Source organism: Serratia symbiotica (genome assembly GCF_000821185.2).
GTDB classification, from domain to species: domain Bacteria; phylum Pseudomonadota; class Gammaproteobacteria; order Enterobacterales; family Enterobacteriaceae; genus Serratia; species Serratia symbiotica.
The window spans coordinates 384958-410715 of record NZ_CP050855.1 but is presented as its reverse complement, the minus strand read 5'-3'; the positions used below and the strand labels follow the sequence as shown (position 1 = coordinate 410715).

22 protein-coding genes, 1 tRNA gene and 3 pseudogenes are annotated in these 25758 nt (G+C 50.8%); 14 read left to right on the top strand and 12 right to left on the bottom strand.

What is annotated here, in order from left to right; genetic code table 11:
• The first annotated feature begins 9 nt into the window (after positions 1 to 9).
• Positions 10 to 402, top strand: a complete 393-nt coding sequence (frdC, locus tag SYMBAF_RS02095) for a fumarate reductase subunit FrdC (RefSeq protein WP_040264679.1) — start codon at positions 10 to 12, stop codon at positions 400 to 402.
• Between the two features lie 12 nt (positions 403 to 414).
• Positions 415 to 612 (top strand): annotated as a pseudogene (gene frdD / locus SYMBAF_RS02090) (fumarate reductase subunit FrdD); the annotation flags it as partial.
• Between the two features lie 10 nt (positions 613 to 622).
• Here frdD and sugE read toward each other — a convergent pair.
• Complete coding sequence (gene sugE, locus SYMBAF_RS02085; RefSeq protein ID WP_040264678.1) at positions 623 to 940, bottom strand: quaternary ammonium compound efflux SMR transporter SugE; 318 nt, start codon at positions 938 to 940, stop codon at positions 623 to 625.
• A 579-nt stretch (positions 941 to 1519) separates the two neighbouring features.
• Positions 1520 to 2086: an elongation factor P gene (gene efp, locus SYMBAF_RS02080; RefSeq protein ID WP_040264677.1), complete on the bottom strand. Its 567-nt coding sequence runs from the start codon at positions 2084 to 2086 to the stop codon at positions 1520 to 1522.
• Positions 2087 to 2127: 41 nt separating this feature from the next.
• Here efp and epmB point away from each other — a divergent pair, with 41 nt between their 5' ends.
• A complete protein-coding gene (gene epmB, locus SYMBAF_RS02075; RefSeq protein WP_040264676.1) occupies positions 2128 to 3156 on the top strand; it encodes an EF-P beta-lysylation protein EpmB in 1029 nt (342 codons plus the stop codon).
• Positions 3157 to 3375: 219 nt separating this feature from the next.
• Here epmB and SYMBAF_RS02070 read toward each other — a convergent pair whose 3' ends face one another.
• The 4 genes from SYMBAF_RS02070 to SYMBAF_RS02055 form a co-directional block, all read right to left on the bottom strand.
• Complete coding sequence (locus SYMBAF_RS02070; RefSeq protein WP_040264675.1) at positions 3376 to 3720, bottom strand: DUF4156 domain-containing protein; 345 nt, start codon at positions 3718 to 3720, stop codon at positions 3376 to 3378.
• Positions 3721 to 3998: 278 nt separating this feature from the next.
• Positions 3999 to 5654 carry a chaperonin GroEL gene (groL, locus tag SYMBAF_RS02065; RefSeq protein WP_040264674.1) on the bottom strand — a complete coding sequence of 552 codons (1656 nt, stop codon included), beginning with the start codon at positions 5652 to 5654 and terminating at the stop codon, positions 3999 to 4001.
• Positions 5655 to 5698: 44 nt separating this feature from the next.
• Positions 5699 to 5992, bottom strand: a complete 294-nt coding sequence (locus SYMBAF_RS02060; RefSeq protein ID WP_006708881.1) for a co-chaperone GroES — start codon at positions 5990 to 5992, stop codon at positions 5699 to 5701.
• 193 nt (positions 5993 to 6185) lie between these two features.
• Entirely contained in the window at positions 6186 to 6677 is a 492-nt protein-coding gene (locus tag SYMBAF_RS02055) for an FxsA family protein (protein WP_040264673.1), read from the bottom strand.
• A 366-nt stretch (positions 6678 to 7043) separates the two neighbouring features.
• On the opposite strand from SYMBAF_RS02055, the pseudogene SYMBAF_RS02050 reads away from it, so the two are divergent.
• Positions 7044 to 7367, top strand: a pseudogene (locus SYMBAF_RS02050) (lyase family protein); the annotation flags it as partial.
• A gap of 6 nt (positions 7368 to 7373) precedes the next feature.
• Here the strand turns inward: SYMBAF_RS02050 and SYMBAF_RS02045 are convergent.
• A protein-coding gene (locus tag SYMBAF_RS02045) for an IS3 family transposase (protein WP_152609075.1) occupies positions 7374 to 8542 on the bottom strand; the annotation gives its coding sequence in 2 pieces (ribosomal slippage) (positions 7374 to 8293 and positions 8293 to 8542; 1170 coding nt in all).
• A gap of 74 nt (positions 8543 to 8616) precedes the next feature.
• Here SYMBAF_RS02045 and aspA point away from each other — a divergent pair.
• From aspA to SYMBAF_RS02025, 4 genes and pseudogenes are all read left to right on the top strand, one after another.
• A pseudogene (aspA, locus tag SYMBAF_RS02040) lies at positions 8617 to 8766 on the top strand (aspartate ammonia-lyase); the annotation flags it as partial.
• Positions 8767 to 9043: 277 nt separating this feature from the next.
• Positions 9044 to 9244, top strand: coding sequence for a divalent-cation tolerance protein CutA (locus SYMBAF_RS02035; protein ID WP_006708884.1), 201 nt, complete (start codon positions 9044 to 9046; stop codon positions 9242 to 9244).
• A gap of 71 nt (positions 9245 to 9315) precedes the next feature.
• Positions 9316 to 11007, top strand: a complete 1692-nt coding sequence (locus SYMBAF_RS02030; protein WP_040264671.1) for a protein-disulfide reductase DsbD — start codon at positions 9316 to 9318, stop codon at positions 11005 to 11007.
• 366 nt (positions 11008 to 11373) lie between these two features.
• Positions 11374 to 11449, top strand: a tRNA-Phe gene (locus SYMBAF_RS02025).
• A 233-nt stretch (positions 11450 to 11682) separates the two neighbouring features.
• Here the strand turns inward: SYMBAF_RS02025 and SYMBAF_RS02020 are convergent.
• Both SYMBAF_RS02020 and SYMBAF_RS02015 read right to left on the bottom strand, forming a co-directional pair.
• The gene (locus SYMBAF_RS02020; protein ID WP_419789506.1) at positions 11683 to 12639 is read right to left on the bottom strand and encodes a tyrosine-type recombinase/integrase; all 957 of its coding nucleotides are present in this window, start codon (positions 12637 to 12639) and stop codon (positions 11683 to 11685) included.
• Positions 12640 to 12676: 37 nt separating this feature from the next.
• On the bottom strand, positions 12677 to 14197 hold the full coding sequence (locus SYMBAF_RS02015; protein WP_040264722.1) for a TraI domain-containing protein: 1521 nt from the start codon (positions 14195 to 14197) through the stop codon (positions 12677 to 12679).
• Positions 14198 to 14410: 213 nt separating this feature from the next.
• On the opposite strand from SYMBAF_RS02015, the gene SYMBAF_RS02010 reads away from it, so the two are divergent.
• The 3 genes from SYMBAF_RS02010 to SYMBAF_RS02000 all read left to right on the top strand — a co-directional run bounded on the left by SYMBAF_RS02010 (position 14411) and on the right by SYMBAF_RS02000 (position 17455).
• Positions 14411 to 14971: a hypothetical protein gene (locus SYMBAF_RS02010; RefSeq protein WP_040264668.1), complete on the top strand. Its 561-nt coding sequence runs from the start codon at positions 14411 to 14413 to the stop codon at positions 14969 to 14971.
• Positions 14972 to 15146: 175 nt separating this feature from the next.
• Positions 15147 to 16142, top strand: a complete 996-nt coding sequence (locus SYMBAF_RS02005) for a hypothetical protein (protein ID WP_040264667.1) — start codon at positions 15147 to 15149, stop codon at positions 16140 to 16142.
• 104 nt (positions 16143 to 16246) lie between these two features.
• Positions 16247 to 17455: a conjugal transfer protein TraF gene (locus tag SYMBAF_RS02000; protein ID WP_082026893.1), complete on the top strand. Its 1209-nt coding sequence runs from the start codon at positions 16247 to 16249 to the stop codon at positions 17453 to 17455.
• A 308-nt stretch (positions 17456 to 17763) separates the two neighbouring features.
• On the opposite strand, the gene SYMBAF_RS01995 is transcribed toward SYMBAF_RS02000, so the two are convergent.
• Both SYMBAF_RS01995 and SYMBAF_RS01990 read right to left on the bottom strand, forming a co-directional pair.
• Positions 17764 to 18453 carry an N-6 DNA methylase gene (locus tag SYMBAF_RS01995; RefSeq protein ID WP_040264665.1) on the bottom strand — a complete coding sequence of 230 codons (690 nt, stop codon included), beginning with the start codon at positions 18451 to 18453 and terminating at the stop codon, positions 17764 to 17766.
• 130 nt (positions 18454 to 18583) lie between these two features.
• Positions 18584 to 19534 (bottom strand): DUF1281 domain-containing protein, encoded by a 951-nt coding sequence (locus SYMBAF_RS01990; RefSeq protein WP_040264664.1) that lies wholly within the window; start codon positions 19532 to 19534, stop codon positions 18584 to 18586.
• 444 nt (positions 19535 to 19978) lie between these two features.
• On the opposite strand from SYMBAF_RS01990, the gene SYMBAF_RS01985 reads away from it, so the two are divergent.
• The 3 genes from SYMBAF_RS01985 (at position 19979) to SYMBAF_RS01975 (ending at position 24101) form a co-directional block, all read left to right on the top strand.
• On the top strand, positions 19979 to 20212 hold the full coding sequence (locus SYMBAF_RS01985) for a hypothetical protein (RefSeq protein WP_040264663.1): 234 nt from the start codon (positions 19979 to 19981) through the stop codon (positions 20210 to 20212).
• Positions 20213 to 20791: 579 nt separating this feature from the next.
• Positions 20792 to 21907, top strand: coding sequence for an AAA family ATPase (locus SYMBAF_RS01980; protein WP_040264662.1), 1116 nt, complete (start codon positions 20792 to 20794; stop codon positions 21905 to 21907).
• A complete protein-coding gene (locus SYMBAF_RS01975) occupies positions 21900 to 24101 on the top strand; it encodes a S8 family peptidase (RefSeq protein WP_040264661.1) in 2202 nt (733 codons plus the stop codon). The genes SYMBAF_RS01980 and SYMBAF_RS01975 overlap by 8 nt, the downstream gene beginning before the upstream one ends.
• Before the next feature lie 365 nt (positions 24102 to 24466).
• On the opposite strand, the gene SYMBAF_RS01970 is transcribed toward SYMBAF_RS01975, so the two are convergent.
• Positions 24467 to 25354, bottom strand: a complete 888-nt coding sequence (locus tag SYMBAF_RS01970) for an integrase domain-containing protein (protein ID WP_040264660.1) — start codon at positions 25352 to 25354, stop codon at positions 24467 to 24469.
• Between the last annotated feature and the right edge of the window lie 404 nt (positions 25355 to 25758).

Here is a 25758-nt window from a genome sequence, read left to right as displayed (position 1 = left end):
AAATTTACCATGAAAACTCAACGTAAGCCCTATGTGCGCGCCATGACGCCGTCTTGGTGGCAAAAACTTGGCTTCTATCGCTTCTATATGCTGCGCGAAGGCACCTCGGTGCTGGCGGTATGGTTTAGCATCGTGCTGCTGTATGGCGTGTTCGCGCTGAAAGGCGGCGCGGACAACTGGGCCAATTTCGTCGGTTTCCTGCAAAACCCGTTGGTGCTACTGATTCATGTGGTCGCCCTGCTGGCAGCGATACTGCACACCAAAACTTGGTTCGATCTGGCACCAAAAGCCGCCAATATCGTGATTAACAGCGAAAGAATGGGGCCAATGCCGATCGTCATAGGACTATGGGCGGTCACCCTGGTAGTCAGTGTGATCATTCTGGCCGTGACCCTGATGTAATACGGAGGAAATATGATAAATCAAGCACCTGAACGCTCTGACGAACCAATTTTCTGGGGATTGTTCGGCGCTGGCGGCATGTGGAGTGCGATAGCCGCGCCAGCCATGGTGTTACTGGTCGGCATTCTGCTGCCGTTGGGACTGTTCCCCGGCGAAGCACTGAGCTATGAAAGAGTGCTGGCGTTCTGCCAAAGCCTGATCGGCCGCCTCTCCCAACTTCCTAATGACTGCTGAACTTCAGGCCAAGAATACCGATCACAATCAGGCACAGGCTGATAATACGAGCGATGTTGGTCGACTCGCCCAACAGTACCATCCCCATAATTGCCGCCCCTACCGCACCGATGCCAGTCCACACCGCATAGGCGGTGCCGGTAGGCAACGTTTTCATCGCATGCGCCAACAGCAACATGCTGATTACCATCGCGGCGATGGTGATGATGCTGGGGGTCAAACGGGTGAAACCCTGGGTGTATTTCAGACCAATAGCCCACACCACTTCGAGCAAACCAGCAATAAGCAAAACAATCCAGGCCATAAAACGGCCTCCATAAGTTTGGGGGCGTCCCAAAATAATGATGCGTAAACGGGTCGGCCCGTTCGCTTGATAACGGCCAAACAACAGCCCTTTAAGTGGGCAAGCCGCGTCCTAAACTGCGTAAAATTTAGTAAGGCTTGCGGTCTAATACCGCCTTTCTTCGCACGAATACATAACTATACCCTAAATCATTCGAGTGGCAGGAAGGCGGCAACGCAGTGACAAATCGGTTGGGAACTGATTTGAACAGCGCTGGCGTGGGCACCGGCTGAACCTCAGAGATGAGGTTGATTCGTCCCCAGGCGCTGACACCCGTCAGTGACTGGGGTGAGCGAAGAAAGCTCACGCATAGGCAACTCAATGTATGACGGGTATATATCTAGTGATCTTAGCTGGCTGTAAGCGATATAGCCTAAACATCTTCGCCAGAACCGCGAAACCTACTTACAACCGCTAAAGAACATCAGTAATCACAGGGTGACCACAGCCAACAGAGTTTTCTCCATCATGTGGAGTCTGCCAACGTGCAACGGGCAGGGATAAAACAGAGGAAGCACAGTGGCTCCTCTGCCTTGACAATTATTTAACGCGAGAGACGTACTCGCCAGAACGGGTGTCAACACGAACCACTTCGCCAATCTGTACGAACAATGGCACTTTAACCACAGCACCGGTACTCAGGGTTGCTGGCTTACCACCAGAACCTGCAGTATCACCTTTCAGCCCTGGATCGGTATCAGTGATTTCTGCTTCGATAAAGTTTGGTGGCTGAACAGCGATAGGACGGCCGTTCCACAGAGTGATAATACATTCCGCATTATCCTGGAGCCACTTTGCCGCATCAGAGACGGTTTTTGCTTCAACCTGATGCTGCTCAAAAGTCTCAGGGTGCATAAAGTGATAGAAATCACCGTCGCTGTACAGGTAGTTCATGTTGGTATCAATAACATCTGCGCCTTCACAAGAATCGGTAGATTTAAAAGTTTTTTCCACGCGGGTGCCAGTCAACAAACGGCGCATTTTTACGCGGGCAAACGCCTGGCCTTTACCAGGCTTAACGAACTCGCTTGACTCGACAGCGTAAGGTTCGCCCTCGAACATGATTTTAAGACCCGGACGGAAATCGTTGCTAGAATAAGTCGCCATGATGGCCCTCTAAATATTTGAACTGGTAGCTTAGCCAAAAAATGGCACACATTGTAACTCAAAATACAGCTTATAGAGAAGATTGGTTACATCAACTCGCCGATGTTATTACCAATCCTGATGAATTACTGCGGCTTTTGTCATTGAGTACACATCCAGAACTGTCACAGGGGCGCGATGCCCGTCGGCTGTTCGCGCTGCGGGTGCCGCGCGCTTTTGCTGCGCGCATGCGGCCCGGCGATGCCAATGACCCGCTGCTGCGCCAGGTGCTCACTGCCAAAGAAGAATTCATCAACGCCCCCGGTTTCACCACTGATCCGCTGGATGAACAGCGCAGCGTAGTGCCGGGCCTGCTGCACAAATACCACAATCGCGCGCTGCTACTAGTCAAGGGAGGGTGTGCAGTCAACTGTCGCTACTGCTTCCGCCGCCATTTCCCGTATCAGGACAATCAGGGCAACAAGGCTAACTGGCGTCAGGCGCTGGATTATATCCGCCAACATCCAGAACTGGATGAAATTATTTTCTCAGGCGGCGATCCGCTGATGGCGAAAGATCATGAGTTGGGCTGGCTGATCGGCGAGTTGGCGGCTATCCCGCACCTAAAGCGCCTGCGTATTCATACCCGCCTGCCGGTAGTGATCCCGGCACGCATTACACCCGAACTGTGCCGATGGCTATCAGCATCGCGTCTACAGGTGCTGATGGTCACCCATATCAACCATGCAAACGAGATTGACCGCGAACTGCAAGCGGCCATGGCACAGTTGCGTCTGGCCGGGGTGACGCTGCTCAACCAGAGTGTACTAATGCGTCGCATCAATGACGATGCCGACACGCTGGCGGCGCTAAGCAACGCGCTATTTGATGCCGGTATTCTGCCCTACTACATCCACATGCTGGACAAGGTACAGGGGGCAGCGCACTTCATGGTAAGCGACGACGAAGCACGCACCATTATGCAGGCGCTGCTGAGCAAAGTTTCCGGCTATCTGGTGCCGCGCCTGACGCGCGAAGTGGGCGGCAAACCGAGCAAAACGCCGCTCGACCTACATCTAATACAAGATTGAAGTACGCCGCAGAGGCAAAAAAAGAGAAATGCCTAGGTATTTTTTTCAGACTGCTGACAAAGTGTTTCTAGAACCGATGGCGATAATTGAACCACATCACCCGAGCACGATAAATCCATAGATTAAATATCATTAATTAAAAAAATAAACCCCAGAAAGACATCATCTGGGGTTTGTCATCAATCTGAGTCATATTTAGGCATTCCTCTTTTTTATTTATTAAGGGCATTTATAAACTTGCCCAACCATTTTACTATCCAGTGGAACGAAACTCGCCAGCAGGTTCTGGCTCGGGCTATTGGCACCGTAGATCATATTGCCTCCCATGGCCGCTGCCTTATTACGCAGATCGTTAGCTGCACCGCGTATTGAGCTACCTTCACCGCCGTTACCGGACAACCAATTGCTCTGAGTACCCGTCACTTCGCCAAGTAACTGGCATTCCGCCGCCTGTTTGCTATCAGTAAATGTGATCTGCTGACCTGCAGTAGTGAGTTTATGAGAAGTGCTGCAACCTGCCAGCAGTACAACGGTCAAGAGACCCAGCAAGGCTTTAATCCGCATTTTATTCCCCATATCATGTTGAAAATTAATAAAAAAATTGTTTTTAAACGTTGCTATCCCCTAAGCATCCGTTGCCTCAACTTTTGACCAACGCCTTAAGTGACCGTTGATGACTTTTCAGTTTACCAGCTAATGAGCATAACATTTTGCATGCTGTCCCGCAGAAAGAAAAACACCCTGTCAGCATACTGCTCACAGGGTGGAGTGACCATTTTATTCAACCCCGGCCAGTTTCACCGTTGACCGGGGTTTCATAGCACACGCAAGCGTGGGGGATATTACATCATGCCGCCCATACCACCCATACCGCCCATGCCACCCATACCGCCAGCACCGCCTAAATCAGGCGCATCACTTTTCGGCAGATCGGTAACCATGCATTCAGTGGTGATCATCAGACCAGCCACAGAAGCCGCATATTGCAGAGCAGAACGGGTTACTTTGGTCGGGTCCAGGATACCCATCGCGATCATGTCGCCATATTCTTCAGAGTAAGCATTGTAACCGTAGCTACCTTCGCCCGCTTTCACGTTGTTGGCGATCACAGAAGCTTCTTCACCGGCGTTAATCACTATCTGGCGCAGTGGAGATTCCATCGCACGCAGCGCAACTTTAATACCAACATTCTGATCTTCGTTGTCGCCTTTCAGGCTGCTAATTTTACCTGCCACGCGGATCAGCGCAACGCCACCACCAGCAACCACACCTTCTTCTACCGCAGCACGGGTTGCATGCAGGGCGTCTTCAACGCGGGCTTTCTTCTCTTTCATTTCAACTTCAGTCGCTGCACCAACTTTGATAACGGCAACGCCGCCAGCCAGTTTAGCTACGCGCTCCTGGAGTTTTTCACGATCGTAATCAGAGGTCGCTTCTTCGATCTGTTGACGGATCTGGGCAACGCGGCCTTTGATGGTCGCCTCATCTCCCACGCCATCAATGATGGTGGTAGTGTCTTTGTTGATCACCACGCGTTTAGCCTGGCCCAAGTCTTCCAGTGTGGTTTTTTCCAGTTCAAGACCGATCTCTTCAGAGATAACCGTACCGCCTGTCAGGGTTGCAATATCCTGCAACATGGCTTTACGACGATCGCCGAAGCCAGGTGCCTTAACCGCAGCCACTTTCACAATGCCACGCATCGTGTTAACTACCAGGGTCGCCAGTGCTTCGCCTTCAACATCTTCAGCGATAATCAGCAGTGGTTTTCCGGCTTTCGCCACGGCTTCCAACACCGGCAACATTTCACGGATGTTGGAGATTTTTTTGTCCGCCAACAGAATGAACGGACTTTCCAACTCTACAGAACCGGTTTCTGGCTTGTTGATGAAGTAAGGAGACAGGTAACCACGGTCAAACTGCATACCCTCTACCACATCCAGCTCATCTTGCAGACCGGTGCCTTCTTCAACAGTGATAACGCCTTCTTTACCCACTTTTTCCATCGCTTCTGCAATCAATTTACCCACGGTTTCGTCGGAGTTTGCAGAGATGGTGCCTACCTGAGCGATGGCTTTGGAGTCAGAGCAAGGTACGGACAGTTTTTTAAGCTCTTCAACCGCCGCAACAACTGCTTTGTCGATGCCACGCTTCAGATCCATCGGGTTCATGCCAGCGGCCACAGCCTTGAGGCCTTCGGTGATGATAGATTGTGCCAGTACGGTTGCTGTGGTGGTACCGTCGCCCGCAGCGTCGTTCGCTTTGGAAGCTACTTCTTTCACCATCTGCGCGCCCATGTTCTCGAATTTGTCTTCCAATTCGATTTCACGCGCAACGGATACCCCATCTTTGGTGATGGTAGGAGCGCCGAAGGATTTATCCAGCACTACGTTACGGCCTTTCGGGCCTAAGGTCACTTTTACTGCATCAGCGAGAACATTTACGCCGCGAAGCATTTTCACGCGAGCATCATTGCCAAATTTTACGTCTTTAGCTGCCATTAGTATTTCCCTTCAACTCGTTCAGTTCAGAAGATAAAGCGCAATTACGCTTCAACAATTGCCAGAATGTCGCTTTCGGACATGATCAACACGTCTTGATTGTCGATCTTTTCTACTTTCACACCGTAGCCATCATTGAAAATCACAGTATCGCCAACCTTCACATCCAACGGTTGGACGTTTCCGCTTTCCAACACACGTCCTTTCCCAACTGCTACCACTTCACCACGAGTAGATTTACCCGCTGCAGAGCCAGTCAGAACAATGCCGCCAGCAGATTTTGACTCAACTTCTTTGCGCTTGACGATAACACGGTCATGCAATGGACGAATACTCATTGAACGCTCTCCTGTAAGTAAGAAGGTTTCTATCGGATCTAGGGTTGTTCACCGGGTTTATTGTTATCACCGGCAACGTGGGATTTGAGATGGGGGCATTCCATCCCCCTTCAAGGGGTCGATCAAAAAAATTTTCGCTTTTAAGGATCATCCTTAGCAACTGAAACAAAAAACGCGGTTTAAGCCGCATTTTTTAGCAATCATTATGCTTGTCGTGATCATCTGGCCGCTGCTCCAGCATATAGCGCTCGTCGCCTTTGCGCTGGAATTCGCCATCAAAGGTGCTGCCAGTGGCGGCGTTACCACCTGGCCCCAAACCGCCAAAACGGTAAACGGACAGATGTGGCATCAGCCTCAGCGTCAGCAATTTCTGTACCGGTGGCAGCAGCAATAGCAGGCCGAGAAAATCGGTAAAAAAGCCCGGGATCATCAGCAAGAAGCCAGCGATCACCAGCGAGACACTTCTCACCATGTCCAGCGCTGGGCTTTCACCAGCAGACAACTTTTGCTGTATTTGTACGAAGGTTCTCATACCTTGGTTGCGCATCAGCGAAATGCCAACGCAAGAGGTGAAGATCACCAGCAACAAGGTAAAAGCCACACCAAGTACATCAGCAATATTGATAAATAAGGATATTTCTATATAAGCCAGCAGAAATATTAGCAGTATTGGTAACCAGCGCACCTGGTTCTCCTATCGATAAATAGAGCGCAACCGCTCTGAGGTGCCTAAGCGAAAAGGGCGGCTGTACAAGACTGATTGATACAATTGGGATATCCGCTGCCCATTTCAACTAACAACCTTTTTTCATTACTCAGGTTAGCAAACGTGAAAGGGATCACAGAACAAGAAAAGCATGATTTTATAAGCCTCATAAGGTGATCTGGCTTTAGTCATTTATTCCTATCCAACATATGATGCTGGACTACGATGGGCGTAGTGGTCAATCGTTTCATTCCCAAAGCTCCTAGCAACATAAATTTAGGCGGCATCTCAATAGCCTTTGGCCTGAAAATAATTAATTCAACAACATCATTAGAGAAGGTTCTCATGTCAAACAACATTCGTATCGAAGAAGACCTATTAGGGAAACGAGAAGTACCCGCAGAAGTCTACTATGGTATTCACACTCTGCGTGCAATTGAAAATTTTTATATCAGCAACAGTAATATCAGCGATGTTCCTGAGTTTGTCCGTGGCATGGTAATGGTGAAAAAAGCGGTAGCGATGGCGAATAAAGAACTCAAAACCATTCCACGCAACATCGCCGATACCATCATCCAAGCCTGTAACGAAGTGCTAGACAAGGGTAAATGCATGGATCAGTTCCCGGTAGACGTATTCCAAGGCGGTGCGGGTACTTCGCTGAACATGTAGTGGTCAACTAAAACTGGCCACCGCGTTAGAGTTTTTCCAGTATCGGTTTTCCGATTCGTTTGGTGGTAACCCACCGTTATATTCATGCGGCCTGAGCGCGCTGTAATACCCAACGATATAGTCCGTTATTGCGTGGGCTGCATCGCTGAAGTTTATGTAACCCGTCACCGGTACCCATTCGTTCTTCAGACTCCTGAAGAAGCGCTCCATTGGGCTATTATCCCAGCAGTTTCCACGCCGACTCATACTCTGTCTGATCCGATACCTCCACAGTGACTGCCGGAACTGTCTGCTTGTGTAATGGCTGCCCTGATCGCTGTGGAACATCACTCCGGCTGGTTTTCCCCGGGCCTCCCACGCCATCTCCAGCGCTTTGATGGTCAGCCTGCTGTCCGGTGAGAACGACATTGCCCAGCCCACCGGTTTTCTCGCGAACAGGTCGAGAACAACGGCGAGGTAGGCCCAGCGCCTGCCTGTCCAGATATAGGTCACATCGCCACACCACACCTGATTAGGCTCTGTCACTGCGAACTGCCGCTCAAGGTGATTCGGGATAGCGATGTGTTCAAGGCCACCGCATTTATACCGATGAGTGGGCTGTTGACAACTGACCAGCCCCAGCTCTTTCATGAGCCTGCCGGCGAGCCATCGTCCCATCCTGAAGCCCTTCATGGTTGCCATAGTTGAGATACTCCTTGCGCCAGCAGAGCCATGGCTGACGCTATGCAGTTCCAGTACCTGGCTGCGTAATACAGCTCGTCTGCCATCTGGTTTTTCAGGACGGTTTTTCCAGTATTTGTAGCTGCTGCGATGAACCCCGAACACGTGGCAGAGTGTGACCACCGGATAATGCGCTCTGAGTTTCCCGATTATCGAGAACTGTTCAGGGAGTCTGACATCAAGAGCGCGGTAGCCTTTTTTAATATTTCGTTTTCCATTTCAATACGTTGTATTTTTTTCCTCAGCTCACGTATTTCAATTTGTTCAGGAGTAATGGGAGAGGCTTTAGGTATTTTTCCCTGCCGCTCATCACGCAACTGCTTCACCCATCGCGTCATTGTGGAAAGGCCGACATCCATAGCACTGGCTGCATCTGCCACGGTGTAGTTCTGGTCAACGACCAGTTGAGCGGATTCGCGTTTGAACTCTGCACTGAAATTTCTTTTTTTCATTGAAGCACCTGTAATGTCCTGAGGTGAGCATATCACCTCTGTTCAGGTGGCCAAATTCAGTGTGCCACTACAGGAAAATCTGCGCCGAAACCGGCAAAAGTGTGCGCGAGGTGGTACTGGAACGCGGCCTGCTGACCAAAGCCGAGCTAGATGACATCTTCTCTGTGGAGAACTTGATGCACCCGGCATATAAAGCCAAACGCTGTACAGAGGAAAATGAATAATAACAGAAAAGGCTGGTAGCCCAAAAGGCATGCTAAATCTGCTAGATAGCGTGCCTTTTATTTTCCTACGCCCACAAAAATTAACGCTCAATCCTCATTTATTCTCATGGTCATATAATAGGTGCCAGGCTGGACAGTATTGAGTTCGCTGCTAGGTGCCTGTGCGCTTGGTGTTCAGCAGCACTGCGGCCCAATTTCCCCACGGGGAATAAACTTGGCTTCTAGCTAATCTCTCTTCAAGTTATAGTGCTCACACAATCCCATGAGAGGGCTGAAGATGCCAGATTGCGAAGCTGTCACCATACTCTGTAGCGCATCCGACCAAGCCAACGCTCAGCAACTGGCGGTACCAGTGGTGCTGAATGCCTGCATCGCGTTGCCGCACGATGTAAAGGCGGGGAACTGGAGCAAAAATACGACGTGCGGATGTTATTCAAACGCGATCATCGCCATCAAGACGCCTGACTCTGCCCCCTAAACTACATCGCCTGTACCAGACATCCGAACTACTGGTGCTGCCGTCGATAGCCGGAGATAAAGATTACCTTTATGGATCAACATATTATTAAACTGATTTTGCTGCTTTGCAGCCTATTTTTTTTGCCGCAGGCGGCGCAAGCTTCGTTGTTCGGCCAAAATGGCGGTAACCAGTTCGTTCCCGTTGATCAAGCTTTTGCCTTCGATTTTAAGCAGCAGGATCGCCAACTGACTCTTAACTGGCAAATTCGCCCCGGCTATTATCTCTATCGCCAGCAAATCAAACTGGTGCCTCAGCAGGTAACGCTGGGGGCTTTCACACTGCCAGAAGGGCTAAGCCATAAGGATGAGTTCTTTGGGGAAGTCGCCATTTTCAAACAACAGCTTAACCTAAGCATTCCACTAAAGCAGGCGGCATCCAATGCCAGCCTGAGCGTCACCTATCAGGGCTGTGCAGAAGCTGGCTTCTGCTATCCGCCGGAAACACGGCTTATCCCACTGGATGCCGTCACTGCTTTGCCGCTCGCTGCTCAAACAGAACCGGCCAGCCTGCCGTTCTCGCCGCTGTGGGCACTGTTGATCGGCATCGGCATCGCTTTCACCCCCTGTGTACTACCGATGTACCCACTAATTTCCGGCATCATTCTTGGCTACGAAAGACCGCACAATAGCGGGCGCATTCTGGCACTGGCGGTGGTATATGTGCAGGGCATGGCGTTGACCTATACCCTGTTGGGCCTGGTGGTCGCGGCTGCTGGGCTACAATTTCAGGCTGCGCTGCAACACCCTTACGTGCTGATCGGCCTATCGGTGTTGTTTTTCACTTTAGCGTTATCCATGTTCGGGTTGTATTCGTTGCAACTACCCTCTGCGCTGCAAACCCGGCTGGCAAACTGGAGCAACACCCAGCGTGGTGGCTCGTTGACCGGTGTGTTCCTAATGGGCGCGCTAGCTGGCTTGATTTGTTCTCCCTGCACCACCGCTCCGCTCAGTGCCATCCTGTTGTATATCGCTCAAAGCGGTAACATGTGGGCCGGCGGCGGCACACTGTATTTGTACGCGCTCGGAATGGGGATTCCACTGGTGATCGTCACCCTATTCGGTAACCACCTGCTGCCACGTAGCGGGCCGTGGATGCAGTATGTGAAAGAGGGCTTCGGCTTTGTGATCTTAGCGCTGCCTGTATTCCTGATGGAACGAGTGCTCGGCGATGTATGGGGACTACGCCTGTGGAGCCTACTCGGCCTGGCGTTCTTCGGCTGGGCGTTCACCCTGAGCCTAAAAGCCTCACGCGGCTGGGTGCAGGCACTGCAACTCCTGCTGTTGGCAGCAACCGTGATCACCGCCAGACCGTTACAGGATTGGGTCTTCGGCGCTGACAACACGCAGAAAGTTCATCAGGCTCACCTGAACTTCACCCACATCAATAGCATCAAGCAACTTGAGGTGGCACTGCAACAGGCACAGGGCAAACCAGTGATGCTGGATCTATACGCCGACTGGTGTGTAGCCTGCAAAGAGTTCGAGAAATATACCTTCAGCGATGCAGCAGTACAGGCTAAGCTGGCCAACGTGGTATTGCTACAAGCAAACGTGACCGCCAATAACGCCGAACAAGCAGCGTTGCTGAAACGCCTGCGAGTCATTGGGTTACCAACTATTTTGTTCTTTAACGGTACTGGCCAAGAGCTGGCCGACCAGCGAATTACCGGATTTATGGATGCACCAACGTTCAACGCACATTTGCAAAAAACGGGGCAATAAGTACGGAACCGAATGGAAAGAAGCAGAATGCAACGCAAAGATACAGCATGAGGCTAGCGGCCTGCTGCGCGAAATGGACACCGATACGGTAGCACAGCAGATAGAAATGCTGCCTGAAAAAACTGTGGGTAAAGCACCAGATCCTAGACGTATTGGCCGCCAAACGGCTGGCCGAATATATCTTGCAAATGGGGCGCAGTACCGCAGAAACAGCGCGCTAAGCGGAGAGAACGGATCATGCTGACAGGCCAAAGCGGTGATTCATACGCTCTTTGACTGAAAAACCAGCAACCGTATGCATTTTTACACTTTTAGCACATAAAACCGTTGACGCTTCCCGGCCAATACGGTTTAATGCGCCCCGTTGCCCGGATAGCTCAGTCGGTAGAGCAGGGGATTGAAAATCCCCGTGTCCTTGGTTCGATTCCGAGTCCGGGCACCATCTTCAGAGCCTGGTCGTTAGGGGATGAGATCCCTAACGGGCATGACAGTGGTCCCCAGCATGATGTTGGTAGTTTGCTTACCGCACCATAGTTGAACACGGGACTGTAAAGTCTGGAGGATGTTACGTCCATCCTCCAGACTTCTCACGTCCATTAAATACACATCATAAATGTGTTTACCCTCAGATCATCTCTATGTCAATCCTTTGTAAAGGATTAAATCACTTTATCCCTAGGCTGCATCGATTTGTTCAAGCAAACTTCTAACCTTATTAATGTCGCTCTGTACGTACTGGAGTGTAACTGCAGGAGTGGAATGCCCCAGCAGATCCTGAGCCATCTTAAGATTTCGTTCGGGCAGGCTCATCAGGTTTGTGGCAATCGTATGCCGGAATCGATGAGGACTTACCACAAACCCGCACTCGTTGGATAGACGCCTGAAAAAAGCCCTTAACGGTGGATGATCCATATTTGCGCTAGTTTCTATCTTACGTCCGTCGAAACGAGATAGATTGAACAGCTGATCCTCCATTTTTGCTCCCAGCTCAATTGATCGGTTATACAGCCTTTCCAGTCGTGGCCGGAGGTGTCTGGTAATGGGAACAAGATGTTCACGGTGATTTTTTGCCCCCTCCGGACGCAGATTTATCCAGTTATGAGTTAAATTAACGTCGCAAAGACGGATATGAAGGAGCTGATTTTGTCTCATCCCTGTCCTGCGCAGTGCATCAAGCACGGTTAACCAGAACCAGGCTGGCCGCAGTGCAGATTTACGTATTTCTATCATTCCAATGAGTTCATCAGCCTCCCTCGCTTCCATCAGCAGATATATCTTTTTGATCTGCTCATCGGTCAGGGTTTTTTTACGTTTCACATCTGGACGGGCCACTTTGCCATTGAATGGGTTTTTCTTGTGTGAAACATACCCTTCAGCTATGGCGAAATTAAATATTGCGCGCATGTGGGTAAGTTTATTATTCCATGTAATCCTGGTTAATCCTTCCTCATTAATTACATGCCGACGCCAGTTCAATACCAGTTTATCATCCACACCCTCTGGAGGGATATTCTCCCCTGCAAAAATGAGGAAAGACCTGAGAACCTTTTTGTAACTCCATTCGGTTGCATCCCGCAGGGTTTTACTGAAGAAATAATCATCCAGAACATCATAAAATGAAACACAATCCATCATAAAGACCTCGGTTTATTCACTCATGCAAAGAGCATTATTTTTTCGCTGAAAGCCATATACTGTCCGCCGGACAGCACCCTTTTTTAAAAATAATGTCAGCGTTGATCATGTAGCCTGACACTTTGGTAAAACGACCGCTTTTATCTGGTGTGTCGTATTGATGGTAATGAAACAGCCCCTTACCATTTCGTGAATGATGTACGCCCAGAGACTCAAAACTTTTTTGCAGCCTGTCTTTATCATCTGCCACACCGTCGCCTGCCGTTGCGATGTAGCGGTAAAAACAGGCTGGGGATACCAGAAAAACAAACTGTGCCAGGACGTGCAGCACGCTGTCCTTCTCATTGATGGACAACGTACCGTCCTCAATGCTGTCCTGCAGCCAGGCCAGAAACAATTCACCAATGCCTGTTTCCACTCCCCCGTTTTTCATTACCCCGGCGACTGCATCAGATGGCGTAAGCGGCTTTCCTTCTGCCATCAGATCCAGCATTGACAGGAGACTTCCGGTAGAGGACTCCCCCGTCTGCCCATCAACGGGAGGACTGTCATTGTCTGCGGGGGCGGCTACCTCATCATTTGACAACGCTGACGCCAGTGTCAGTGGCGGTTGAAATTTCATCGCTACCGCTGGAGGCGCTTCATTTTCCGGGGTGGGAGTATAGGGTGATGCGTCAGAAATAATTGGCCCTAGAGGTGCCAAAGCACTGCTGTCACTGGACAATGGCGGCGCATCAGTTTCATATAATTTTGGGGTGATGAGGTCATTTTCTGGCCCCGCATGCACGCTCGCGTGAGGGGACGGCGCAGATAAAACCGCAGTAACAGGCATGCCACACCCATTTCGCGCTTCGCTGATAATGCTGCTCAGCATCCCTGCTTCAGCACGACGTCCGGACAGAAACATCAGCAGGCTGTCAGACAGAACGGGCCAGCGCTGCAACCATATCAGCCCCGCCTCCGGTAGCAGCCTGACTGCCATATACATCCCACTCTGCGTCCCGGCTCCCGGTGCCTTTGGCCGCACCCGCCATATTCCTCCGGGCACGCTCAGACCCGGATACCACCGCCCTCCACCTTTTAGCGCGCCCTCCACCTGCGCCAGCCACTCCAGATTGTGAAGCAACCCGGCCCAGTAAACCGCACAGGCCCAGCCGGGTATCTGTTCAGCCTGCTCTTCGGGTGTCGAGCCCGGTGGCAGCATCATGCCACGCACCCGCCTCACCGCACTCGCCGCCACGTGCAGGCTCAGGTCGGTAAATCCCCCAGCGCCAGAGTACGGGCCATGCCATGCCGCCGGGCAATCCTGTACACACGCCGCCATCTCTTCCAGCGGACGCAGCCACCAGGCCTCGGTCACCTGCGGTGACAGCGGGCTGTTCTCCAACAGCACCCGGATTAGACGTCGCCGCTCTTCCGTCTGTAACAGCGATTCGCCCGCCCGTGCCGGGCGAAATCCCTCATCAGACACCGCGTGGGCGTGTTCAGGCTGCGCCTGAGCGCCTGTCTTTCTGTTCAGTCCGCCTCTTCCTGTTAACCAGTTCAGCCCACGCACGCTCACCTCCGTTGGCATTCTGCCCGTATAAAATGACGTTACGCTAAAAGCCTCCATCAGATTTGCAACGGAAAACCCGGAACAGCCGGCTCTACAAATCCCGCTTGTATAAAATCTCAGGCACCGCTTCAGAGTTTCCGGCTGCCAAGATGCTGACGTGAATGCTCTCCTGCCAACCTCATTTTATTTTTTCGCACTATCAGGAAGTGACTCATGCAGCAGTGCATTGTCGTGGCCGCCCTCCTCTTCTGGTTCGTCCTTTCCGGGCTTGTCAGCCATGTCTATACCGCTCAGTCCACCCGTGGCGGGTTATTCATTGTATGGCCGCTGATATTCAGCCTTCCCTTTCAACTGCGCGTGCTGGGTCGGGCTGAGCGCCTCTTCCGCCCCTCGCTGACGCTGATAAGTCGCCGACGCAGACGTGCGTGGGTACATCTCGCCCCCTGGCAGCCCACCACGAACCTGACGCCTGAGCAGATCCACGCGTTCTGGTGCAGCGTCAATGCCTCAACCTGTCGAGCACTGGCGGATAACCACACCGTTATTATCTCTTCTCACCTGCTGACCGGCAGCCGTGTGCGGCGACTGCTGGCCCACCTGACGGAAAACGCGTGCCCGGTCAGGCACAGGGTGTTCAACGTCCCGTTCTCCCCAGCAGCCAGGGCGGTGATGCAGTTGGAAATCCTCTTCAGACAGTGGCGCTGGCGCAGCCCTGCCCGTACGCAGTGGCCCGTGATGGTGATACGCAATTATTCTTCTGATGCGGGAAAATAATTTCGGCTGTCACCGGCAACAGTGACGCTGCACACTGGATACATGCGAGTAATCGATCTGAACGATCGAATTTCTCTGTTATACATGCGCCGCCGACACAGGTAACGTAATCACAGCGGCTACAAATGAGCATGATTTAAATCTAATCATGGCATTAGCCAACACCAGGGGCTTTATGAACCGTAAAAACATGACAACGCTTCTCTCACGTATTGCGCTGGAGCAGGATGCGGAAACGCAGCAACGGGTCCGTCAGTTTTCCGACGGTAAAAAGACTGGCGGCACGCCAATGGCCATTCGCTTTCGTCCCGCTGTACGGGAATTCATCACGCGGGTATCGCGCAATCTGGGGATTTCTGCCGCCGAGCTGGTCAACATGGTGATCGAGGGGGTCATGCTCCATACACTGACCCCACGTCAAGCCACCGTTACGCATATGTATGACCGCTTCTGGCAGTTGATGGACGCACACAGGCTGAGCCTGACAAACGTGGCTACGCTCCTGGCTGATATGAACATGGGGGTTAGCGTGCTGGAGAGCCGGGAGCGCACGCTGGATTACCTGACCACGCCAGTTATCGGTCATATCGCCGCCTCGTTTGGCGTCTCCCCGGACTGGCTTGACGGCACCGATGACCATCCAGTGAGGCCGGTCATGCTGACCCGTTGGTCCGAGGTGGCTGACCCGCTTTTTTCGGCCAGCGACGTAACCGCTCCCACCATAAACCTGGTGCGCCGGGAAAGCCCCCCGCCAACGTGCGGAACTATCAGCCACAAGGACGATATTATTGTCTGCATCAGCCGCCTGAAGAAGGTCAACGGAATTAACCTCCGGGTGATTGATTTCACCGGCGTCATGCGCAATGCAAAGGCAGAGAATAAAAGCACAGATGCGTTTCTGGCTTTCTGTGAAACAATGAGAAAGGCGGCACGGCTGGGTGCTGTCAATACCCTGCTGGCTCCCGAACACCTTTTCTCAACGCTTGCCGACGGCCGTGAAATACCTGTTTCTGTTTTCATCGCACTGAACAATTACTGTGTTTTTTCAGAAAATAGAGGAGGAGTTCACTGTTGGGGCGTGGACGACATGAAAGGTATTGTGAACAGCGAGTTTTATCTGTCACCGGAATGGGAAGACTACCGTAATAAAATAAGCCGCCATATAAAGTAAGAAAGACATCCATTTTTAAACATAAAACCTAACATCCAGATTTATTGGTGCGTCAGCATCAGGGATTTATTTTGCCTGAAAACATCACTACCGAAAGGAAATAAATGATGAACATTACCATGATTACACGCAGTCTCACTCTGGCTCTGGTAACCACTTCCGTTCCAGCCTTGCATGCCGCCACTACCTGGACGGAAGCGCGTAACGATGCCATGGGGGGCACCGGTGTGGCATCATCCGGGTATGCTGCAGCAGCGCTGGTCAACCCCGCGCTGATGACCCGTCACAATACCCACGACCACGTGGGCGTCATTCTGCCGGGTGTGGGCGTACACGTCAGCGATCCGGATAACCTGCAGGACGGACTGAACCAGGTGAAGGACACCTGGAGCCGGTTCAGTGATCCGGCAGACAGCGGTAACAGCTCAGCACAGGCCACCCCCCTCAAGAAAGCCCTGCTGGACGTTTCTGGCCACAGCGGCCGCGCCAGCGCGGGCGTATCTACGGTGATTGCCATCCCAAATGACACGCTGCCCTTTGCCCTGGTCGTAAAAGGCTGGGGACAGGCAAAAGCACGCGCGCTGGTTACCAGCCATGACCTTGCCTATCTCGATGCCGCGCAGACCGGCATTCTCTCTCCCACTCAGGATAATCTTAACCCACTGACGTCACGCGCTGAGGGTGTGGCCGCGCTGGTCAGTGAATATGGTCTGGCGCTGGCACATCCGTTCACCCTTGTCAGTACACCGATGTCCGTGGGTATCACGCCAAAACTTCAGCGCGTAGATACGTGGAACTACAACGTGTCCATTAGCCATTACAGCCCCTCTGAGTTTCACAGCGGCGAATGGAAGCACTCCGAAAGCGGCGGCAACGTGGACGTCGGCTTCTCCGCGCAACTGACACCGGAATGGGCGGTGGGCCTGACCGGGCAGAACCTGGTCTCACGGAACGTGGAGACCCGCGAGGTTAACAGTCTGAAAGACACCTTTCAGATACGCCCGCAGGCAACCGCTGGCACGGCATGGAGCAACGGCTTCATCACACTGGCGACAGACATTGACCTGACCCCGGCCAGCGGCTTTTCCTCGGATGAAAAAGCCCGGTATGCCGGTGTGGGTGCCGAACTCAACGCCTGGAACTGGGCACAACTGCGTGCTGGCTATCGCGCCAATATGCGCAACAGTGACCACAACATGTTCACTGCCGGCATAGGGATCTCCCCCTTCGATGTCGTCCATCTAGATTTGACCGGCATGGCCGGCACCCATCGCAGCTATGGCGCAGCGGCGCAGCTTGTCTTCACGTTTTGATTAAAAGATAACTGTGTCGAAGTAGTAGAATCTGAATTTGGAAATCATGGCTTTGTTATTGTGAAAGGCGACTCATATCAAAACCGGTAACTCTCAACCTTTCAAGGTCATGTGTCAGATCAAGTCGCGACTAATACAGTTGAATACTGATTTCTCTTTATTTAGTCGATTGCCATCATTTGAACAATTGATTTATACCTAACGGTATGTTCGTCAGGCAGCGCCTGTCAGGGCGCTACGTGCCATGCCCGGTGCACCATAAATAAAGCAGGCCGTAGTAACGGCCTGCCTGGCGTTCGAGTCTGATTTCAGACTGCAACAGCAGTGTTAAAATGTGTGTTCAGGCGCAGTGACCATCCTCCCCAGTGGTGTGCTGGCGTATACAGGACACGCCGTCGCTCATCACTGAGTGAATTCCCGATGACCACTTCTCCAGCGACTCCACACAGCGAAAGCTGTATATAGGCCATCCCAGCCGCCAGCGGATCGATATCAGTTGCCGATACCCAAAGGTGACGGTGAGGAGAATAGCCTGCCTCCCGCAGCACGCTGGCAAAGGCCAGCGTCATGCAGCCCGCGCCACAGGCGGGTTCTGACAGAGTAATAAAGGCTTTGTCACTGAACTGTTCCCCAACGTTGCCGAGCTGCAATTGAGCCATCATCAGGCTCACGCTCCACGGGGTGAAAAACTGGCCACGGTATTTGTCGCCAAGCTCCAACTGCATGAAGACGCGCCCGAGAAAATCTCCCGGAGCCTCTTCCAGGCCATTAACAACATGCCCCAGCAACTGCGCCAAGTTCGATACATCCGGCTTTTGGTATCTGGCTACAATGCGCATATATTTCTGCTCACGTTTGTCGCAGAAATGCAGACCGTTTTGCAATGCGATAACGCTGCAACTGATGAAGTCCTCAAAGACCTGATGACGGTGATAATAACGGGCTGTCTGGTTAAAAAGAGAAATGAAGGCCTTTTCATGGTTGATAGCATTTTTCATAAGTGTTTCCTGTTAAAAAAGGAAACACGCGTCCACAAGGGAAACGATGTTTCCCTTGTGGGGTGAAAAAACGGCCACAGCTTTCGCTGCAGCCGGTGAATGAAGCCGAATGTTCGGCTTTCTGTCAGCGCTAAACGCGGATGTTGCTGTAATGTGCAGTGGTCACAGTAGGAACAGGCGAGGCCTCGGGCGTCACCAGATACATTCGGGCACCCTCGCCGGCGGTGGTCTGTCGCAGTACCTCTGCCGGATACGGCCCGCTGTCGACGTGGTCTCCCTGGTCAAAACAGCTGTAGCCTGATAAGCCTGCCTCTGGTGAAATCCAGTAATGGCGGATTTCACAGTCAAACAGCTGCGACATTTCCCCCATGACCTCACCTGATGGCGGATACCATGGGGATGACAAGGTCAATGTCAGTGAGCCGACGTCCTCGCGACACCAACTGGCCTGATGGCCTGCCGGAAACTCTACACCGAAGAGCTGTACATACAGTTCTGACGTGGTGTTGAGTCCCTTAAACAGGCCACTCTCGCCGTTGAGCTCCGTTGCCAGGCGTGATGGCATCACCATCAACATGTCACACGGGCAAGTCGTCTCCGGCATGACGTTGAACCCTTCCCAACGCTCTTGCGGATCGAACCTGCCGCTTGCAGCGGCCACGCCGAACCAGTCGGTATAGTGCACAGCCATCAGTTGAGCCATGACCTGCCGCGCTGAAGAAGGGATATTTTCCCACTTCAGCGCATCAATGCCGGCCTGTACCCAGATCTTCTCCATTCGGGCGAGCGTCTTGCTGTCAAGCCAGGCGTCCTGCTCCAACAACTCAACAAAGTGCTGGAACGCCTGGTTAGGGGAAGTCGGTGCGCCCGTGCCTGATGCGGTCATCATCGGATAAGGCGCGTAATCCACCGCCTTCACAGGCTTCAATATCCCGGCACAACCGGCCAGAAAAAGCTTTGTTGCCTGCCGGATGGCATGGCGGTACAGCGGGGTTTCCGTGCCGGCAATCCATGACTGCATCACGTCGATGCAGACTGACTTGCCGGTAATTTCCAGACGGTTTTGGCACCATGGAAACATTGTTGTACTCCTCTTTACGGTTGGAAATGAAAAGAGGGCATCCCCCTGAGGAAGATGCCCTCAGGGGGACGACGACGACCGCAGCCGTCGTATTAAGGTCAAGCCACCTGCGCCATCTGACGGCTCAGGGATAGCTTTTGGTGTTGTATGCCACCGATGACGCCAAGCTCGGCGAAAAGGAGCACACTGTCGGTTTCGACAATAAGTTCTTCAAACATTAGGTATACCGTACGGAACCGTCCAACATGACCTGACGGATGCAGTCACGTACGCGGCGCACCGCGTTGTCGAACAACTTGCGATCAACAGATTTTGCGCGCGTTGAGTCAAGCCGAATAACCTGATCCAACACATATCAGAAGGCGTTGCATCCCTCCCTTTTGAGATAAAACTGGACGGAGTTGCGTTGAGGTAAAGCGGATCATCATGCCTCCTGAAAATTAGGTGGAGACCTCCCCGGAAGGGAAGATCCCTCCGGTAAGTGAGTTGATTAATCAAGGTAATTCAGTCAAAACGGCAGCTCAGTTCGGCCATTTGCTGTTGGGTATTATTGAAGCCATGCCTGAATCAATAATTCAAGGCGCATTCATCAACGCTGAGACCGATAAGTATCACCTCGGAGACGTAACGCTGAAAGAGATACTCTGTTATCAAATTCAGCTCACAGGTCTCACCTAAAGCTCTGCAACATGGATAATTTGCCAGGTACGATCCGGAAATTCATCCTCACATGAGGGGAAGCGTTGTCCCGTGGGAATGTAGATAAATCAAGAAGTGGGTTGAATGGACCTTAACCGCCAGGGTCCCTGTTTTCAAAGGTTAACAGGTTTGAACCGCCCGAAAGCGCCATCTCTCAGGTTGTGATGGCATTGGCATGTGATTACCCGAAAGCGTTCCTCTCAAATCACCGGAACATTGGCAGTTGTCAGAGACAACGTAAGCAAATTAATCGTACACAATACGTGCATCTCCGGCAATAGTATCTGCTAAAAGAAAACTCGCTGCGGCTGATTTACAGCATTAGTACACATTAGGACTGACTATTTGGCGTCAACTATTTTCGAAACTCCACCTACACAGCCGTAATCTCTTTTACCTGTAAGTGTGGCAGTCACACTGTAAGAAAAACCAGTATCTACTGACAACCTGAACCACTATGTCTATAATGATAAAAATGACTATAAATCGCCACAAGAAATATTTATTTTTACCTATAAATATCAATTAGTTAAATTTATAAATGACCAAGGTGCTATAATGGAACTCGATTTGGCCAGTATTATCAAGCTATCTCTTGAAGGGAATGATAAGGATTTAAGGCTCTATCTTGCCAAGCATGTACGATCACTTCGAAAAAGTGATCCGTTGCTTGCTTCAAAAGTTGAGGAACTACTTAAACTCCATCCTGCCCGCTCTCATAATGTGATGAGAAAAGAGCCACATTCCTTCGAGTTCACAGGCACAGCTTCGGACGATGTAGTACCTCAGACATTGCTAAAAATGCAACCAGCAATAGAAAACAGGGAACCTCCTCTGTTGCAAGGTCAAGTTAAGAGTCAGCTCGAGCACGTTTTATTGGAACGAGAAAAAAGTGCTCTGTTGGTTCGGCACGGTCTTGTCCCCACTAAATCGCTAATTTTCAGTGGGCCACCTGGCGTGGGTAAAACAATGACTGCGCAATGGCTTTCGCAAAAGCTTGGACTTCCACTTTACACCTTAGACCTAACCACTGTGATGAGTAGTTTTCTAGGCAAAACCGGCAGCAATCTTAGAAGCGTTATTGATTTTGCTAAGTCTCACCCATCTATTCTTTTGCTTGATGAAATCGATGCGATTGCCAAAAAGCGCACAGATGAGTCTGATGTAGGTGAGCTCAAACGACTGGTGACCATTATGTTGCAGGAGCTCGAAGACTGGCCAGTAAGCGGTTTATTGATCGCTGCAACTAACCACCCAGATTTGGTGGATCCCGCCTTATGGCGTAGGTTTGATTTGGAAGTGACATTTAAACTTCCAAATGATTCTCAGGTAGCTGATGCCGTTAAGCGCTTTGCTGGTGATGATTTTGTCGTATTGGCACCTTGGTATGACCTGCTAAAGGAAAGCTTTAGGGGGCAATCTTTCAGCAACATCAAGCGCGAGATTTCACAGCTGCGCCGACTCCATATTCTTCGCCCAGAGCATTTTGAAACTGACCTGATTGCACAGCTTGATTTTGACGCAGGAAGCAAAACTAAAGCAGAAAAAATTAGCTTTGCAGTCAAATTGGTTAGTCAGTATGGGCTCACTCAGCAAAAAGCCGCAAAAATCGCTAATGTAAGCAGGGAAACAATCCGCAAGCGATTGACAGCAAAGGAGATAATAAATGGCTGAAAAGCGTAATTATATTATTGGCAAGGCAGAGGTTCTGGCATCTCATACGCCACCGCCAAAAATTAATCCAAAATCAGACCCGATATACACCTTCCCCGAAGTGATGGAAAGATTGATTCCACAGTTCGAAAAGACTGTAAGTAGACTGAACGACCTCGACGATGAGGTCTGCCCAAAGGATTTTGCTGTTGCCGCTATCACTCTACACCCGTCTTACATTGCAAAAGGACATTTTCCTCGAACCCTTTTTAAGGAAATGGCAGTCAGTTCAATCGGCAGCAAAGGTGTTGAAATCCTGCCCGATCGCTGGACGCGTAATGGTCCACCTGCTAAGTCGCCAACCACAAAGATTTTTGTCGCAGGCAAGCGTTACCGACTGACTGAGTTCAGCCAAGAGTTAAATTATTTCACAGAAGATAGTCGGGGGGCATCCGATCTGTTTCGTGTCTGGAGTGTTACCGAGCCTGACATTGCCGATAAAATTAAACACAACACTGATGCTTACAAAGGATTTTGGGAAGTTGGCCTACAGTTGATGCCAGTTGGGGGCAATGACTTCATTAAAACCTCCTTCATCAACTATGCCGGTGAGCTGGGATTTGACGTCAAAGATAGCATGGCCATCGAGGTGGGCAACCTCTGGTTTATGCCAATAGCCGGTGATGAAGAGTGCCTGCCACGTCTTGCGAAATTTTCATTCCTGCGTGTTATAAGGCCACTGCCTGCCATGCGTTCATTTCGGCCAATCACAAGGGGAATGCCTGTAGGAGCAAATATAAATCTGCCCGACGTTCAGCCCTATGCTTCTGACATTCGCGTCGCTATATTAGATGGTGGATTGCCAGCAAGTCACGTTTTGGAGCCTTGGGTAACCAATTATACCCACGCCGATGCCAGTGCTAGTGATCACCCTGATGGCCCTTCACATGGCTTAGGTGTGACATCAGCTTTTCTCTTCGGCCCGCTATGGCCGGGAGAAAAGGCGAGTCGGCCTTATTCCTATGTTGATCACCACCGCATCCTCGATAGCAACATTGGCACAGAAGATCCGTTTGAGCTTTACCGGACGTTGTCACATCTGGAAGACATTCTACTTTCCCGCCAGTATGAATTTCTGAACCTAAGTCTTGGCCCGGCTTTGCCGATAGACGACGACGAAATTCATCCATGGACATCCCTCATTGATATTTATCTTGCTGACGGGGACACCTTCCTCACCATCGCAGCGGGTAATAATGGCGACAGTGAAAGTTCTCTGGGTCTTAACCGTATCCAAGTGCCATCAGACTGCGTGAACGCGCTATCAGTGGGAGCCACAGATCAGGTTGAAACCGGCTGGAAGCGAGCATCTTACAGTGCCGTAGGCCCTGGACGCTCGCCTGGCCTGGTGAAGCCCGATCTAGTTGCTTTTGGGGGGACACCGCGTCAATACTTCCACGTCCCAAGCGACCTCGATCTTGGCAAGCTTGTGCCGACTTGTGGCACCAGCTTTTCAGCACCATTCTTACTACGTTACGCCGTTGGCATTCGAGCCATTCTAGGCCATGAAATTTCACCACTCGCCATTAAAGCACTATTAATTAATGCTGCTGACCGTGCTGAACATGGAAAAGGAGAAGTTGGCTGGGGAAAGGTGCCTGATTCAATAAGCCAGATAATAGAATCTCCGCCGGGTACCGCTCGTATCCTTTATCAGGGAGAACTTGCTGCGGGGAAATATCTTCGCGTGCCATTACCAATCCCTGAATCAGGCATCAAAGGAAAAGTAAAAATTCGTGCTACTTGCTGTTTCTCAAGTCCCGTCGATCCGCAAGATACGTCGATGTACACCCGCGCTGGCGTGGAAATCACTTTCAGGCCAGACCCAGAAAAAACCCAGTCTTTCTTTAAACAGACATCCATCGCGACTGAAGCTGAACTGCGTGCCGACGCGGGGAAATGGGAATCGGTACTGAGCGCAGATCTAAATAAGATTGGTGATAAATTGATTCGCCCTTGCTTTGAAATTCATTATATGGCTCGTGAAGGTGGCGATCAAATTACAGGTTCGAAAGCCGCGAGCATTCGCTACGCATTTGTAGTCTCACTTGAGTCACCAAAAACTCCGGAAATATTTTCCGGTATCCTACATTCCGACTCACGTCTTGTTGAAATACAGCCGCGCATCCCGGTACCAGTCCCAGTCATACTCTAAAATGAATTCTGGCCCGACATGGGCCAGAATCATTCATTCCAGTTCACATAACCTATTATCTTGGATCAGCGGGAGCATTAGCGCAGAAACTTACGGTTTGGGTAACGACCGGGTAACTGCGATAACTGCCAACCATTGGCGCTACTAAAACGAGGATTTGTGAGAACCTAAACTGCGTCTCTGTTCATATTGTAATATCAACATGTTACGATACTCAAAATCCATTCTCAAAACAAAATTCTCAATTGTCCCGGCCTGCATGAGTTTTGATAGAAAAGATACCGCAACCCTCTTATCGGGGGTATACCAGGCCAGCAATAGCGCGAAACCGTAAATCTTTGTTCAAATGCTCCCGCTGGTCCATCTTAATCGCTATCTACCTTGTTATAAACACGAGTCACGTAATGCCCCCGACCGTCCCCATGACCTAAATCCATGGAAACTAATGCTTCAGCTTCTTTCTGGCTAAATCCCTTTTCTAAATGGTATTTCATTGCATCTATTGAATAAGCATATCGCAAACTGTGCGGGGCATATTTACCCACAAGACCGGCATCTCTGACAATATTGCGATATCGCTCAATGGCAAGGTGGATCCCCGCTTTATCAATCAATTTCCCGTTGTTATTTTTTATAAAGCGTATTGCGTTATTTACGACGCCAAGCAAAGTCTGGCGGTCAATAATTGTCGTGTCGCGAGGTCGCCCCCCTTTCGTGCCGAAAACTATCCTGACTTTTTCAATATCACTCTGAAGGGCCTTTTGCCAGGTCATTAATGACTTAACCGATTGCATCGTTTCCTCCGTACGCAAACCAAGATGTCGCGATAATTCCATAGCGATCGCAGCCCCCGCATCAACTTCACGGATTTTATCAAGAGTTTCTTTATATACATCATCAGGAATGGCGACTTTAGTACCATCTCGACTGGTGCCTGAAATACCTAACGCAGCGTTGCTTAATTTCTCATGCTCTGGATTAGCCATAAACGTTTTACCCGCAGTACGAAGTATCGCCCGGATTGCCGCCATTTCATTTTGCAACGTACGTTTGGATATGTCCTCTGAAAGCCGGCTTTCTATGTAAAGAGTAATATGCTGTGTTTTCAAGTTCCCGGCATCGCGGATCTGAATATTCATTTTTAATAAACGGTCTGCCAAACGATCGGCTATTTTCATTCTGTCGGAAACGGTCTTAAAACTGCCTCCCGCCTGGCGAGCAAGTGTGACCAGGCTTTTATTTAATTTCGCCATAAACACTCCAAATTGACACAAGGTGAGTTAGGCATTCCGTCCCGGTGAACGGAATGCCTAACTCACCGGCTCCCCGGATACTTCAGTCAAAAACATCTCACCCCGACGGCACGGTTAATTTTGCGCTTCCTGCGTCTCAACAGACATCTGTGCATCGGGGCGGCGAAATGTTGAGTTCTTGCGAGGCTCCCCAGGTCTCAGACCTGTTCGCGGCTTACGCCGGGCTGATTTACATCAGTCTACCTCCACACACCAGCTTCCTGGTGTCGCCATCGATGTCGTGTTGATTTACCTCCTCTAATTTAAAAGTTGTCTTCATACATGTTTCCGCTGATAAGACAGTTGGTGAGTGATTAATGACCTGAATGACAGTTAAACGATCTGTTATGCGTTTTAAAACCGTC

Excerpts from the sequence above, each read along its gene's own strand:
- frdC (WP_040264679.1), top strand. The coding sequence starts at position 10 with ATGAAAACTCAACGTAAGCCCTATGTGCGCGCCATGACGCCGTCTTGG.
- sugE (WP_040264678.1), bottom strand. The coding sequence starts at position 940 with ATGGCCTGGATTGTTTTGCTTATTGCTGGTTTGCTCGAAGTGGTGTGG.
- efp (WP_040264677.1), bottom strand. The coding sequence starts at position 2,086 with ATGGCGACTTATTCTAGCAACGATTTCCGTCCGGGTCTTAAAATCATG.
- epmB (WP_040264676.1), top strand. The coding sequence starts at position 2,128 with ATGGCACACATTGTAACTCAAAATACAGCTTATAGAGAAGATTGGTTA.
- SYMBAF_RS02070 (WP_040264675.1), bottom strand. The coding sequence starts at position 3,720 with ATGCGGATTAAAGCCTTGCTGGGTCTCTTGACCGTTGTACTGCTGGCA.
- groL (WP_040264674.1), bottom strand. The coding sequence starts at position 5,654 with ATGGCAGCTAAAGACGTAAAATTTGGCAATGATGCTCGCGTGAAAATG.
- SYMBAF_RS02060 (WP_006708881.1), bottom strand. The coding sequence starts at position 5,992 with ATGAGTATTCGTCCATTGCATGACCGTGTTATCGTCAAGCGCAAAGAA.
- SYMBAF_RS02035 (WP_006708884.1), top strand. The coding sequence starts at position 9,044 with ATGCCAGATTGCGAAGCTGTCACCATACTCTGTAGCGCATCCGACCAA.
- SYMBAF_RS02030 (WP_040264671.1), top strand. The coding sequence starts at position 9,316 with ATGGATCAACATATTATTAAACTGATTTTGCTGCTTTGCAGCCTATTT.
- SYMBAF_RS02020 (WP_419789506.1), bottom strand. The coding sequence starts at position 12,639 with ATGGATTGTGTTTCATTTTATGATGTTCTGGATGATTATTTCTTCAGT.
- SYMBAF_RS02010 (WP_040264668.1), top strand. The coding sequence starts at position 14,411 with ATGCAGCAGTGCATTGTCGTGGCCGCCCTCCTCTTCTGGTTCGTCCTT.
- SYMBAF_RS02005 (WP_040264667.1), top strand. The coding sequence starts at position 15,147 with ATGAACCGTAAAAACATGACAACGCTTCTCTCACGTATTGCGCTGGAG.
- SYMBAF_RS02000 (WP_082026893.1), top strand. The coding sequence starts at position 16,247 with ATGATGAACATTACCATGATTACACGCAGTCTCACTCTGGCTCTGGTA.
- SYMBAF_RS01995 (WP_040264665.1), bottom strand. The coding sequence starts at position 18,453 with ATGAAAAATGCTATCAACCATGAAAAGGCCTTCATTTCTCTTTTTAAC.
- SYMBAF_RS01990 (WP_040264664.1), bottom strand. The coding sequence starts at position 19,534 with ATGTTTCCATGGTGCCAAAACCGTCTGGAAATTACCGGCAAGTCAGTC.
- SYMBAF_RS01980 (WP_040264662.1), top strand. The coding sequence starts at position 20,792 with ATGGAACTCGATTTGGCCAGTATTATCAAGCTATCTCTTGAAGGGAAT.
- SYMBAF_RS01975 (WP_040264661.1), top strand. The coding sequence starts at position 21,900 with ATGGCTGAAAAGCGTAATTATATTATTGGCAAGGCAGAGGTTCTGGCA.
- SYMBAF_RS01970 (WP_040264660.1), bottom strand. The coding sequence starts at position 25,354 with ATGGCGAAATTAAATAAAAGCCTGGTCACACTTGCTCGCCAGGCGGGA.